This window comes from Streptomyces noursei (assembly GCF_016917755.1).
Taxonomy (GTDB): Bacteria; Actinomycetota; Actinomycetes; order Streptomycetales; family Streptomycetaceae; genus Streptomyces; species Streptomyces yunnanensis.
In genome coordinates, this window is sequence record NZ_CP070326.1 from 8,291,362 (window position 1) to 8,305,165 (window position 13,804).

Here is a 13,804-nt window from a genome sequence, read left to right on the forward strand (position 1 = left end):
AGCATCGTCACCGCCCACCACCGGGAACCGCGCTGTGCTGCACCGACGTTGACGCAACCCTGACCCGGAACGGGGTGCCTGCCCGGCCGGCTGCCGTTGGTGGGTGCCGGGTGGGCTGCGAGGGGTTTGTCTCCGCGCTCCGGGCCCGGGCGGCGGTCGCCCGGGCCCGGTGCCGGTCAGCGGCGCTCGGCCCCGGACCGGTCGGCCGCGGCGGACTCCGGGGTACAGCGATAGAGCTGGTACGCCTGGCCCGGCACGCGGTCGCAGTGGGCGCGCACCCACGGGCCGATGGCACGGCCGGGCGTGGTCGCCGGACCGCCGAGCACGACGTAGCGCAGCTGGCCGGTGGCGACGAGGTCGCGGAATCCGGACGCGGTGGGTGACGGCGCGGTGCCGGTGAAGCCGCCCATGGGGAGCACCGCGGCACCGGCGTGGAGGATGTAGGGCGAGGCGACCCGCCAACTGGTGGTGGCGAACAGGTAGGTGGCGCCGCCCTGGTGGGCCCGGGTGTAGGCGAGGAGCTGGCGCTGTGCGGGGCTCAGCGAGGTCTCGCCCGAGGTCTGGTGAGCAGTCTTGCGGGCAGCCTCGTGTGCCGTCCCGTCGGACGGGTCGGGGTGTCGGGGCGAGTGGCCAGTGGAGGCGTCGGTCCGGCCTGTGGTGCCGTCGGACGGGTCGGCGGCAGGAGCCCGGTGGGCCGCCGGATGGTGGGCCGCGGTGCGGTGCCGGATGGCCACCGGACCGGTCGAGCCCATGCCGGAGTGCCCGTACGTCGGGTCGAGGACCGAGGACGCCCAGGCGGCGGACGGCAGGAGCATCGCCACCAGGGCCGTGACGAGCCCCAGCACGGCCGTCCGCCGTCGGCCCGCGTCACCTCCGGAGCCGGAGTCCGGGCCGGAAGCGGACGCCGTACCGAGGCGGGAGGCCGATCCGGGGCCTGCGGGCGAGCCGGGGCCGGAAGCCGGGCGGGTGCGGGTGCGGGTGCGGGTGCCCCGACGGCCCCAGGCCAGCAGCCCCAGGCCGCCCGCCCCCAGGACGGCCGCGGCCGGCGCCAGCCACGGCAGGTAGGTCGGGAACAGCTCGGCGATCACCGCCGACCAGGCCACGGTGCTCACCACGACGGTCGGCAGCGCCCACGCCCGGGCGCGGCCGCCGCGCACCCAGGCGCGCCAGAACTGCACCATCCCGGCCCCGAACAGCGCCGCCAGCGGAACGGCCACCACCCCCATGTAGTACGTATGGCCACCGACCGCCCCGGCGCTGAACACCAGGAAGTACGTGACCAGCCACACCCCCCACAGCACGAAGCCGGCGCGCAGCGGATCCGTACGCGGCCGGCCGCGCCGCCACACCACACCGCACACCGCCGCGAGCGCGGCGGCCGGGTACAGCCAGCCGATCTGCGAGACCAGCGACGGGGCGAACATCTTGACCCACTGCCCGGCGGTCGGCCGGGAGTGTCCGGTCGGCGGCGCCGGCGCGGTGCCGGCCATGGTGGAGACGGCGACGCTCCCGGTGTCCTTGGCGCTCACACTGACGCTGGAGAAACGGTTGAGGAAGTTGTAGCCGACCACTTGGCTCGCCGCGGAGTTGTTGGTCGTGCCGTCGATGTACGGGCGGTCCTTGGCGGGGGTGAACGTCACCAGCAGCACCCACGACGCCGACACCGCCACGCAGACCGCGCCCGCCGCCGCCAGGTGCGCCAGCCGTCGGCGGAGCGCCGTCGGCGCCGAGAGCACATACAGCAGGCCGAGCGCCGGGAGCACCGCCCACGCCTCCAGCATCTTGGCCTGGAAGCTCAGGCCCACCCAGACCCCGGCGGCCAGCAACGGACGCAGCCGGGCCCCGCGTGCCGCGCGCAACGTGGCGTCGCCGGCCAGCAGGACGCAGAGCGTGAACGCCGGGTCCTCGACCTCGGTGCGGAACAGCCCGGCGATCGCCGGGGTGAGGGCGAAGGCGGCGGCCGCCAGGAGAGCGGCGTTCTCGCCCGCCCAGCGACGCACCGCGCGGTACAGGACGGCGACGCTGAGCACACCCTCGATCACCTGGGGCAAGGTCAGCGCCCACGGGTGGAAGCCGAAGATCCGCGCGGAGAGCGCCTGCGGCCACAGGAAGCCCGGCAGCTTGTCGATGGTGATCGAGCCGCCGGGATCGAAGGAGCCGAAGAGGAAGGCGTGCCAGCTCTCCGACATGCTGCGCGCGGTCTCCGAGTAGAACGCGTGGAACGCGCTGTGCTGGATGTCCCAGGCGAACAGCACCCCCGCTATGACGAGGATCGCCAGCAGCGCGGGTCTGGAGTACGCCGGCCGGGGCTCCGGCGTCCGGCGCGCCGCACCGATCCGGCGGAGCAGGCGACCGCCGCCGGCCCGCCCGGTCGGCACGCCCACCGCCGAGATCGTTTCCCCCGACGGACCCGGCTTCCCCGACGGGGACGCTTCCCCCCTTGCGGGCCCGTCCACTGCTACGGACCCGTCCAACGCTGCGGGCCCGTTCAACGCCGAGGACGCATTCCCTGCTGGGGACGCGTCCCCCACTAGGGGCGCGTTCCCGACTGGAGACGCATTCCCGGCTGGGGTCGTGCTGGCCATGGACGATCCTCCCTGGTGGTACTCGCCGGTCGGTGTGCGAGATGGCCGGAGGGGCGTCGGGGATCCGCGGGCCGCCGATTGTTCAGCGAACGTTCAGATCGCACGTCCGGGCGGCGAGGCACCGACGGGACGCACATCGACGCCGGGGACGCAGGCTCCCAACCCGGGTGGCGCGAATCGGACCCTGCAACAAAGCTGTTGCAAAGACATCCTTGAGAATTGACCAGGTCAACTGTTTAAACTTTCCACCAGCGTTGCGGCCCCACGGCCATGCACAAGAGAACTACCTGGGGATTCTGGTGGGAGACGGCCTAAAAGCTGATATAGCGTCACTGCGCACCGGTGGTACCGATTTCGACCAGATCGGCAAGGACTACCAGGGCCTCGTCGACAAGCTGAAGGACGCACTGACCTCCCTGGAGGGCAACGACACACCCCCGTGGGGGGACGACGATCTGGGCGAGAAGTTCGGTGTCGTCTATGAGGGCTTACGAGACGGTATGTACGAATCGATGGGCCATCTCGCCGCCAAGCTCCAAGAAATCGGCGGCGGGCTGAACAACATGGCCAAGAACCACGAGGCCGACGAGGACTTCAACGATTCGATGCTGAGGCAGCACATCGCGAACGCCGAGACGGAGCACCAGGCAATCGCCCGCTTCCGGAGCCCCAACGTCTAGCGACTCACCGCACCTCCCCCTCGTCGCCCTCGTCACCCTCCCGTCATCCCTCACGGCGCCCCTCGCACCGCCCCTCCCGCCGTCCCTCGCGGTGCCCCTGCTCGCGCCGCCCTGCCCGTCCCCCTCCACACCCCTTTCCGCTCCGCCCTCTCTTCCTGACCTCGCGCCTGCCTGGAGATCCCCACTGTGTCGTTAATGCTGCCGGACGCACTTGAGTGGGTCCTCGAAATGCTGGGGTTCAACTGGCCCACGGCAGACGAAGACAAATTACGGGAATCCGCCCAGCAGTGGCGGAACTTCGCATCCGGCGTGGAAGAGCTCCAGCAGCGCGGCGTCACCGCTGCCGGCAATGTGGTGTCCCAGAACTCCGGCGACTCGATCGACGGCTTCAACACCACCTGGGAGAAGTTCAACGGAGGTTCCGGCTCCGGGTACTTCGCCGACGCCCGGACCGCCGCGGAGACCATCGCCGTCGCCCTGGACGTCGCCGCCGGCCTCGTCATCGGCATGAAAGTCGCGGTGATCGCCCAATTGGCGATCCTTGCGGCGGAGATCATCGCGGCCCAGGCGGCGGCGCCGTTCACGTTCGGCCTGTCGGAGATCGGCGTTGCGGCGGCAACCGCGGCGACCCGGGCGATCGTCCGGAAAATCATCAAGGAGGCCGCGAAGCAGGTCCTCGACGCGGCGCTGGAAACCGCCAAGGAGCCCGCGGTCTCGGCGCTCCAGGCCATGATCTCGGACGTCATCGCGCAGTCCGTGAACATGAGCTTCGGCGCGCAGAACGGATTCGACGTCGGCCGGACCGTCAACAAGGGCGCCGAGGAAGGCGTCAACGCGCTCAAGAACTCGGGGCAGACGTTCACCGAGGCGTTGCGCGACGGCGCGGGCGCCAAGGCGGGCCACCACGTCCGCAACGGTCTGGAATCAGCCGCCGGCCACAACTCCGGCGGCGACTCGGGCGGCGGTTCGGGACATGAGTCCGCAGGCGGCGGGAGCGGGGGCGGAAACACCTCCTCAGGATCCGACACTTCGGGCGGCGGCCAGTCGTCGCCCGGGGGCAACCACTCGCCGTCGAGCGGCAGCAACTCACCCTCGGATAGCGGTAGTTCATCGCCCGGAGGCGGCGGATCGCCGTCGGGAGGCGACGGCTCATCGTCCACGGGTGGGGCACCGGCGGGTGGATCGTCCGCGGGCGGAACGTCAGCCGGCGCATCGTCGGCGAGTGGTGGGGCCACCGCATCGGGCGGATCGTCGTCGGCAGGCCATTCCACCCCCACGAACAACTCCTCGACGCCGCCGAACTCCTCTCCCGACGGCGGGAGCTCAGCTGCCGACGGCGGAAGTTCCTCCTCGGCCGGAGGTAGCGGTCACTCGCCGGACGGCGGTAACTCGCCCCGGCCGGCGCATTCCGCCGCCCCGCCGCCGAGCCAACTGACGCCGTTCGACGCGGGTTACCGGGAAGCACAGGCGGCATCGCCCACGCCTGACGCCTCGTCGTCCGCGACCTCTTCCCCGTCGTCCTCGGATTCGTCCGCCCGACCGAACACCGATACACCCACCTCCCACGACACCAGCAACAACGACAGCAACACCGACACCAGCACCAACACCGCCCCACGCCCGGACTCCGCTGCCCCCACTCCCGAACATCACAGCAACGGGATCGGCGACCCCAACGGCGGCAGTGGCAACACTGGCGGCGTTGGCACCACTGGTGGCAGCGTCACCAACAGTGGGAACGACGGCAGCACTGACACCAGTACCCATACGGGCCCGCAACCGCAGCACGCGCCATCACCAGCCCCTGACCCATCTCCCTCCCCGTCCCCTTCCCCCTCCCCGTCCCCGACGCCGGACCACTCCGGCACCCAGCACGACGACGGCAACAGCAACAGCAACGGCGGGGGCAGCCGTCCCAGCATGCCGACGGGCGGTGGAGTGGCATCGGGCGGCGGCGCTCCCCATGCGGCCCCGTCCGGACACGGGTACTCCGGTCCCTCCTCGTCCGGTGCGCCGCACCAGCCCGATCCCAACCGGCCCCAGGACGACGGCCCGGTCACCGTGCACACGGAGAGCGCGACCCTGGCACCTCCGCCGCCGGGCAGCGCCCAGCCGTCGCATGCAGGCGGCGAGACCCCCGGCTCGGCCGCCGCCCCGCCGCCGTCTACACAGCAATCGCCGCAGCCCGGCGTCGTCATGGGCGGCGGCACCATGCCTGCGGGCTCTCCCGCCGGGACTCCCGTGGGCGGATCCCCGTCCGCTACGACACCCCCGCGGTCGACCGCCCCGTCCTCCCCCGCCGGCAACGGCGGCGCACCCCCGCGCGGCACGCCGACCCGGGACCCGCGGAACCCCACCGCGGCCGACCAGTCGTCGCGCCCACGGCCCACACCTGCGCGTAGCACCGCCCAACCGCCGCGCACCGAGCGTCCGCACGGCGAGCAGCCGTCCCCGCGTCCGTCCCGGCCCGCGCAGCAACCGCCCCACACCAGCGACGCACCGCCGTCGCCCACCACCCCTGACCACGACTCGCAGTCGCCGAACACCAACCACGACCCCAAGCCGGACAGCGAGTCGCGCCCCAAGGACGACCAAGCGCCGGACAACAAGGACGTCACTTCCCACACGCCCGACCCATCTGACCCATCTGACGTGTCTGACGTGTCTGACACGTCAGATGCACCTGACGCATCCGACGCCACCGCCACCCCGGACGACCGTCCCAGCCTCGACGAGATCCGGTCCGGTATCCAGGAGTCCCCCGGCGGCCTGCTGCCGCCCGACACCGTGGACCAGCAGGCGCTGGAGAACGCCGTCCCGCGCAATGACGACGGCAGCCCACAGCGCTTCCCCGATCCGACGGCCGGCTGGGCCCAGTTGCAGAACGACGGCGGCACCAACGTGCCGGGCCGTTCCAACAACTGCGCCGACTGCAGTCGTTCGTTCCTGGAGACCTGGTACGGCAACCCCCAGGTCTCCGCGCCCCGGACCCCCGACCAGACCCCGGACGGGACCCCGGACCACTGGTCGCCGGAGTCCAAGGCCAACGAGAACATCATCGACTGGGCCGGGGCGCCGCACTCCTACGCCGGCACCAGCCCGGACGGGCACCATGCCATCGCCCAGGAGTTGCTGAAGGCAGGGCCGGGCTCCGCGGCGATCGTCCAGGTCAACTGGGCGGACGGCGGCGGTCATGCGTTCAACGCCGTCAACCACAACGGGAAGATCGTCTGGGTCGACACCCAGAGCGGTGAGGTCAGCCACCACCCCATCAACACCGAGGGCGCCACTGACGTCTTCCACATCCCGCTGGACGCCGACCGGAAGCCGCTGCATCCCGCCCCGGATGCCTCCAACGGTTCCGGTGCCACCGATTCGCACCACAAGTCCGACGGCACGGACTCCGACCACACTGCGCACGCGGACCAGTCGCCCCCTGCGGCGAACGGTTCCCACGACTCGGGCGACGGCACCGCGAGGCGTGGCGCACCGAGCCCGGACCACGGGAAGGACGAGCGGCCTTCGGCGGCCGACCCCGCCGCCCTCAAGCGCAAGGCCAGCGAACAGCCTTCGCCCGACGGTGAGTCCGTCAGCTCGCCCCCCGAGTCCGGGTCCGATTCCCACCGGCGGACCCGAATAAAGGTGGGCGGGGAGGGACAGCCGGGCCAGCAGTCTGGTACCGATCCCCACACCGACACCCCGTCACCGCCCCAGGCGACCCTCGGTTCCCTCCCGGACCACATGGACGCCCTGGGCCTCGACGACCACCGCATGGACGTCGACGACGACCACACGCAACAGCATTCACCGCCACAGCAGGCACCGCAGACCCAAGGGACGAACACCGGCTCCGGCACGGCGGAGCATCCCACCTCCGGGCCGCCGTACGGCAAGCCCACTCCCGATGCCCCGATGGATCTCGACGGCCAGCCGCCCGCCGGGCCGTCGAACAGCGGCGGCGGCAACGCCTCCGAGCAGGATCACGGGCAGTCGACCGGCTCCACGGCGGACCCGAAGAAGGACAACGGGAACAACACGGACGGCGGGAAGGGCGACAACAAGACCGACAACAAGACCGACGGCAAGACAGACGGCAAGACAGACGGCAAAACGGACGGCAAGACGGACGGCAAAGAGCCCTACTCCGATCCGCGTGATCGCGGCACGAGCGACACCTCCAAGCAGGAGAAGGAGGGGAAGCACACTCTCGACGCGGAGAAGAAGGATTCCAAGGAGTACGGGAAGGTTCCGGACAAGCTCCAGGCGCAGCTCCGCAACGATCGGGACGTGCACCGCATCCCACTCGACCGGGTCCACGACCGGCTGACCGGCTGGGCGGACGACGGAAGTTTGGCACGGGTGCTCCGGGCCTCTTCCGGCCATCCGCAGACCAACGGCCCCGACGCGGGCAAGGGCCCGCAGAAGTTCACCCAGAGCGACCTGGAGAAGCGGCTGCCCGGATTCCAGGACTTGGACCGCGGTGAGAAACTCGCCGTCGTCTCGTCCCTGACCCGGCTCAGTGTGGGATTCCACGAGCAGCACGGTGTCGGCAGCAATCCGGTGGACGTCGACAAGCCGTACCGTCCTCCGAACGAGCCGGATGCCAAGGACGGCACCACGGACAGTGCCGCCAAGAACTCCGACGAGTCACTGGGTGTCCGAGGGCACCGCAACAGTGGCAACAAGTACCTCGACAAGCTGAAGCACGACGGTCCGATGCCGGAGAGCCTGAAGCAGAACAGTCCGGACTTCACAGACCGCAACTACGCGGTGTTGGAGGTCGAAGGGCCGCCGCCCGCGCGGGAAACCCACTACGTTGCCGATTCCTCGGTTCCGGTGGGCGAGAAGTACGTGTCGGGACGCCACTCGGAGAAACATCTCATGGAGTGGCTTAATCGGGCCAATCAAGAGGGCGCGCAATACAGCGCGAAGGCCCTCTACACCGAGCGTGAACCGTGCGGCAACGGCCAGGGGCACGCGAAGTGTTCGAACGTGCTGAGGGAAATGACTCCTAAAGACACGAAGGTGTACTACAGCACGACCTACCGAACCGACCCGGAAGACGTCAAGGCGAAGAAGCAGCTCGACACGGAGAAGAAGAAGCTGAAGAAGGAGTTCGACAAGAAGCCCATCGCCGGCGTGCAGAAGGAGATCAACGACCGGCTCGATCGCCGCGAGGGCAAGAGCGCGAATTGGATCGCGGCAGAGAAGGGCAAGATCGACAAGCTCAGCGAAGCGGAACAGCGCAAGAAGCTCTCGGACATGATCGACGCGGAGTTCACCAAGCGTAAGAACGGGATGACGACGCCCGAAAAGCAGGCGATGGTCCGCGAAATGGACCGGCATATCGCCCATCTGGACTCGACCTGGAAGAAGATTCAGCCGAGTCTGCTGTAGCGGACAGCGCCGACGCACTCCGCGGGTGCCGCCGCCGGCCTTCTGCCACGGCGGCGGCACCGCCTCGGGGCGCCCTCAGATGTCCAGGGCGCCGCGGAACCGGCCGTGCCCGACGTCCGGGTCGGTCACCGCGAGCCAGCCGTGCCCGACCCGGTCGAGCACCTCGACCACGGTCGGCTGGATGGAGATCGAGGAAGCGACCTCCTCCGGATCACGGACGCCCTCGGCGTACTGCTCGGCGTCGTCGTCCTCGTCGTCGTACGCGTCGCCGCCCGCCATCAAGTTCCGCTCGAATTCCATCGGTTCCCCGATCCACTCCGGGTCGCCGTAGGTGCGGTAGCCGCGCTTGTCGTGTCCGTTCTCCGAAACCCACCACACTTGCGCGCCGTTGTAGTCGTCGATGGCGTAGAAGTGGGCTTCCCGGCAGCGCGCACTGAGTCGTGTCACGATCTGCGCCCAGTTGTCGTTGAGGTAATCGGCACCGTAGATCAGTCGCCAGCCGTCGAATTCCGGGGTGATGAAGACCCGGTATGCCGTGGTGACGCCGCCGTCTTCCGTGGGGCGCCGGAGGGAATTCTCGTGCTCGACGGCGGCGGACAGCCCCATGGCCGTCGTGACCGGGCGGACGTCGTGCAGGTCCAACGCCCGGACGATATCGCCGATTTCCGCCTCGGGCACCGCGATCCAGCAGTCGGCAGGCAGATCGCCCGGCTCCTCGTCCGGCAGTTTGATCTGCACCAACCGCTCCACGGCCGCCCGATCCGCGTCACTGAGGGCATCGGCGCCGCCGATCGTGGCCAGCATGCGCAGCGCGGCCTTCCGCAGGCTTCCGGGACCCTCCGCGCGCACCTCGCGGAGCGGATCGATTGCCGCGTCCCCCAGGCTTTCCAGACAGGATTCCGCGGCCGAGCTGCCCGGCGTTTCGTCATTGCGCAGCAGCGGCAGCAGGTGTTCGACGACCGGGGCCCCGAGAGCGGTCAGTGCTTCCTGTGCGGCCGCGCGATCCTCCCGGCTCTCGGATGCCAGACGACGTACCAGTGCGGCGATCTCCTCACTCATGCGTCCGACCCTAACCGAGCGGTCCGGGCGACTTGCCATCCGCCGGAAAGGCCAAAGTGCGCTCATCTCGACAGTCGGCGCACCGTCCCCCGTCAACGCCAACTCCCCGTAGAAATCCACGTTCCGGCCCACGTCGGCCCCAGTTTTCCCCACCCGCGCCCCACCCCACCCGGCCCGTTCCCGGTGAAATCCGCGGAGGTCCGGGAAACGGTGCGGAAGAGTCGCGGTCAGCGAAGGGCAAGGACGCCGATCGGGCCCCCTTCGACCCAGCAAGGAACCGCCACTTTTGCCCCGTTACGCTACATTCCCTCCATGTCCAATGAACCGATGCGCCTGCCAGATCTCTCCTCCCGGCCGCACCAACTCGCCGTCGAACGACTCATGAGCGGAACGCCGGCCGCGCTGTACCGGGCCTGGACCGAGCAGTTCGACCGCTGGTTCGCGGCCCCCGGATCGGTGCTGATGGAGGGCCGGGTGAACACGGCGTTCTTCTTCGAGACAGAGCACGAGGGGGCCCGCCACCCGCACTACGGCCGCTTCCTGCGGCTCGATCCGGATCGGCTGGTCGAGCTGACGTGGGTCACCGGCGCGGGCGGAACCCAGGGCGCGGAGACCGTGGTCACGGTCGCATTCGCCGCCGAGGGCTCCGGGACGCGGCTGCGGCTCAGCCATGCCGGGTTCGCCGACGAGGCGGCGCGCGACCGTCACCGGGACGCCTGGCCGCACGTCCTGGAACAGCTCGACCGGCGCATCGGGGCTGCGCACTGACGCCCCCGACCGGGCCGAGAGGGACCCTGGGCGAGCCGAGGAGAGACCACGGAAAGGCCGTGGAAGGGCCGATGGAAGGGCCACGGGGAGACCGAACCGAGCGCGGGACGAAGGCCACGATGCGTCCGATGGCCGGGAGAGAGCAGTGCGCATCGCCGCACCACACCTGCTGACGCAGCGTCAAGATCCTGGATGGCAAAAAAGATGGGGCTGATGTTTTGTTCCGCGAACGAAGGGCAGACGCGGCTTACCGGACCATGATCCAAATTATGGGAGGGCAGCCATGACGACGGCAGTTTCCACACACACCGGAACGCGGCACGGCCAGCGCCAGGTACAGGGCCACCGGACCGTGAGTTCCGGAACCGGCGGACTGCCGTACATCGCGGAGGCGTCCAAGATGGCGCCGAAGGACGCCAAGGCACTGTCCCGGCCGTTCTTCGAGCGGCTCGCGGTGCTGGAGGAGGGCACCCACGCGTACCAGTACGTGCGCAACACGCTCGTCGAGATGAACCTCTCCCTCGTCCGGTACGCCGCCGCCCGGTTCCGCAACCGCGGCGGCGATCCGAGCGAGATGGAGGACATCGTCCAGGTCGGCACCATCGGGCTGATCAAGGCCATCGACCGCTTCGACCTGTCCCGCGAGGTCGAGTTCACGACGTTCGCGGTGCCCTACATCGTGGGCGAGATCAAGCGGTTCTTCCGGGACGCCACCTGGGCGGTCCACGTACCGCGGCGGTTGCAGGAGCTGCGGATCGACATCGCCCAGGCAAAGGAGCGCCTCTTCGCCCGCCTGGACCGGGACCCCACGGTCGCCGAGCTCGCCGAGCACCTCGGCCTGGGCGAGGACGAGGTGATCGACGGGCTGATCGCCGGCAACGGCTACACCGCGGGGTCGCTGGACCAGCCCAGCGACCCGGCCGAGGACGAGTCGGCCCGCAGCCTGGCCGACGCCCTCGGCGACGAGGACCCGCGGCTGCAGCTCGCCGAGGACCTCCATGCGCTGACCCCCCTGGTCCGGAAGCTCGATCGGCGGGATCGCCGGATCCTCACCCTGCGGTTCGTCCACGAGAAGACGCAGTCGGAGATCGGCGAGGAGCTCGGGGTGTCACAGATGCATGTCTCCCGGCTGCTCGCCCGGATCCTGGGCCGGTTGCGGACGGGCCTGATCGGCCAGCCGTGACGTGACGGCCGGCCAGGCCAGGGGCCGGCGGCCGCGACCCCGACCGGGGGCGCCTCACGCGTGCGTGTCGCGCGGCAGCACGGAGCGGACGTAGACGGCCAGTCGGTCGCGGATCTCGTCGACCGACAGCCCCTCCACGGTGAGCAGGTGCGCGATGAGGTCGGCACGGACGGCGGCCAGCAGGGCATGGGCGACGAAGTCGGCGCGCCCGGCGTCGGCGCACTGCGCCAGGCTGTCGCGCAGCGTCGTGTGCCACCAGGTGTAGGACGGGCTCCGGTACGGGCTGGCCGCGCCGGCTTCCTCCAGGACGAGGTAGAGGCTCTGGTTGTCCAGTTTGAAGCGGGCCAGGGCGTCGAGTACCGCGGGGATCCGCTCGTGCGGCGGGGCGCCGGGCCCCAGCGGGGCGGGTCCTTCGGCGACGGCCCGGCGGAGCGCCGCGGTGCGTCGTTCGGCGAGCGCCTGGAGCAGTCCCGCCCGGTCGGTGAAGGCCCGGAAGACCGTTCCCTTGCCGACGCCGGCGGCCGACGCGACGGCGTTCATGCTCACCTCGGCGGGACCGCTGCGCGCGAACAGCGCCTCGGCGGCATCCAGAACGGCTTCACGACTGCGGACGGCGTCCGCGCGCTGTCGGGGTTCGGGCATCGGTCATGACCTCTCTTGCGATACGGACCGCCGGTCCGTATCGTCGAAACGGACCGGCGGTCCAACGGTATCGGACGACCGCGCCGCACGCTCCTGATCGAGGAGAAGCGAGATGCCCCCCGCCACGACCGCCCATCGGACTCCGGAGGACCTCTTCCGTCACGGGCTCCGCCTCCTTCTGGACCAGGATTTCGCCGCATGGGTGGACCTCTGGGACGACCAGGGCGTCTTCGAGTTCCCCTTCGCCCCCGAAGGCCGCCCGCGCCGCCTGGAGGGCAGGTCCGCCGTCGCCGCCCCTATGCGCGACTACCCCCATCACATCGAGCTGGACGACTTCCCGCACCTGACGTTCCATCAAACCCAGGACCCCGGCACGATCATCGCCGAGATGAGCGCCGTGGGCCGCCTGGTCGCCACCGACGAGCCGTTCGCGATGTCGTACGTCGCGGTGGTCGCCGTCGCCAACGGCCGCATCGCCCACTACCGCGACTACGGGAATCCCCTGGCCGTCCCGGCCTCCATGCGCAGCTGACCCCGCCCTCTCCCGCACACCCGCCCATCCCGCCCGGAAGGCCCCCGTGACCACACCCCACCACACGCCCCCGACCACAGGCCCCGTCCTCGTCACCGGCGCCACCGGCACCACCGGCAGCCGCCTGGTGGCCCGGCTGACGCGGGCCGGGCTCCCCACCAGGGCCGCCGGCCGCCACCCCGCTCCGGTCGCCGGTGCGGAACCGGTGGCCTTCGACTGGACCGACCCCGCCACCCACGACGCGGCGCTGGACGACGCGAGCGCCGTCTACCTCGTGCCGCCGCCCGGCGCCACGGACCCCGCCGCCGTCATGCTGCCCTTCCTCGATCGCGCCCGGCGCGCCGGAGTGCGCCGGGCGGTCCTGCTCAGCTCCTCCCTGATCCCCGCGGGCGGTCCGGCCACCGGAACCGTCCACCAGGCCCTGCCCGCCCTCGTCCCGGAGTGGGCCGTGCTGCGCCCCTCCTGGTTCATGCAGAACTTCACCGGCCACCACCCGCACGCGGACGCCATCCGCACTGACGGCCTGCTGACCACGGCGACGGGCCGGGGCCGGGTCGCGTTCATCGACGCCGACGACATCGCCGCGGTGGCCGCGCACGCGCTGACCGACCCCGTGCCCCACAACACCGACTGGGTGCTCACCGGGCCGGCGGCCCTCTCCTACGACGCCGTCGCCGCGATCCTCACCGAGGTCAGCGGCCGACCCGTACGCCACCGGGCGGTGTCCGAGGCGGAACTGCGCACGCGGCTCGCGCGGCATCTTCCGGCGGACTTCGCGGCGATCCTCGCGGACCTGGACCGCCGGATCGCCGAGGGCGCCGAGGACCGGGTGACCGATGCCGTCACCCGCGTCACCGGGCGGCCACCCCGTTCCTTCGCCGCGTATGTGCGGGACAACGTCCAGTCACTGACATGACTGTGATGACGTGTCAGGCCCGCCCTCCGCTGGCTCGTGGCG

9 protein-coding genes are annotated in these 13,804 nt (G+C 70.7%); 6 read left to right on the forward strand and 3 right to left on the reverse strand.

Annotated features, from left to right (window positions below; genetic code table 11):
* Nucleotides 1–176: 176 nt before the first annotated feature.
* Nucleotides 177–2,384 carry an ArnT family glycosyltransferase gene (locus JNO44_RS35930; protein ID WP_240167819.1) on the reverse strand — a complete coding sequence of 736 codons (2,208 nt, stop codon included), beginning with the start codon at nucleotides 2,382–2,384 and terminating at the stop codon, nucleotides 177–179.
* Between the two features lie 413 nt (nucleotides 2,385–2,797).
* Here JNO44_RS35930 and JNO44_RS35935 point away from each other — a divergent pair, with 413 nt between their 5' ends.
* A complete protein-coding gene (locus JNO44_RS35935) occupies nucleotides 2,798–3,265 on the forward strand; it encodes a hypothetical protein (protein ID WP_240167820.1) in 468 nt (155 codons plus the stop codon).
* 195 nt (nucleotides 3,266–3,460) lie between these two features.
* Nucleotides 3,461–8,662: a toxin glutamine deamidase domain-containing protein gene (locus JNO44_RS35940; protein ID WP_205368201.1), complete on the forward strand. Its 5,202-nt coding sequence runs from the start codon at nucleotides 3,461–3,463 to the stop codon at nucleotides 8,660–8,662.
* A 75-nt stretch (nucleotides 8,663–8,737) separates the two neighbouring features.
* Here the strand turns inward: JNO44_RS35940 and JNO44_RS35945 are convergent, their stop codons facing one another.
* Nucleotides 8,738–9,841 carry a HEAT repeat domain-containing protein gene (locus JNO44_RS35945; protein ID WP_205368203.1) on the reverse strand — a complete coding sequence of 368 codons (1,104 nt, stop codon included), beginning with the start codon at nucleotides 9,839–9,841 and terminating at the stop codon, nucleotides 8,738–8,740.
* A gap of 192 nt (nucleotides 9,842–10,033) precedes the next feature.
* Here JNO44_RS35945 and JNO44_RS35950 point away from each other — a divergent pair, with 192 nt between their 5' ends.
* Together JNO44_RS35950 and JNO44_RS35955 are read left to right on the forward strand one after the other, a co-directional pair.
* A complete protein-coding gene (locus JNO44_RS35950) occupies nucleotides 10,034–10,489 on the forward strand; it encodes an SRPBCC family protein (protein ID WP_205368206.1) in 456 nt (151 codons plus the stop codon).
* Between the two features lie 283 nt (nucleotides 10,490–10,772).
* Nucleotides 10,773–11,672: an RNA polymerase sigma factor SigF gene (locus JNO44_RS35955; RefSeq protein ID WP_205368208.1), complete on the forward strand. Its 900-nt coding sequence runs from the start codon at nucleotides 10,773–10,775 to the stop codon at nucleotides 11,670–11,672.
* Nucleotides 11,673–11,726: 54 nt separating this feature from the next.
* On the opposite strand, the gene JNO44_RS35960 is transcribed toward JNO44_RS35955, so the two are convergent.
* Entirely contained in the window at nucleotides 11,727–12,314 is a 588-nt protein-coding gene (locus JNO44_RS35960) for a TetR/AcrR family transcriptional regulator (protein WP_205368211.1), read from the reverse strand.
* A 112-nt stretch (nucleotides 12,315–12,426) separates the two neighbouring features.
* Here JNO44_RS35960 and JNO44_RS35965 point away from each other — a divergent pair, with 112 nt between their 5' ends.
* Nucleotides 12,427–12,846, forward strand: a complete 420-nt coding sequence (locus JNO44_RS35965) for a nuclear transport factor 2 family protein (RefSeq protein WP_205368214.1) — start codon at nucleotides 12,427–12,429, stop codon at nucleotides 12,844–12,846.
* A 46-nt stretch (nucleotides 12,847–12,892) separates the two neighbouring features.
* A complete protein-coding gene (locus JNO44_RS35970) occupies nucleotides 12,893–13,762 on the forward strand; it encodes an NmrA family NAD(P)-binding protein (protein ID WP_205368216.1) in 870 nt (289 codons plus the stop codon).
* Nucleotides 13,763–13,804 lie beyond the last annotated feature (42 nt).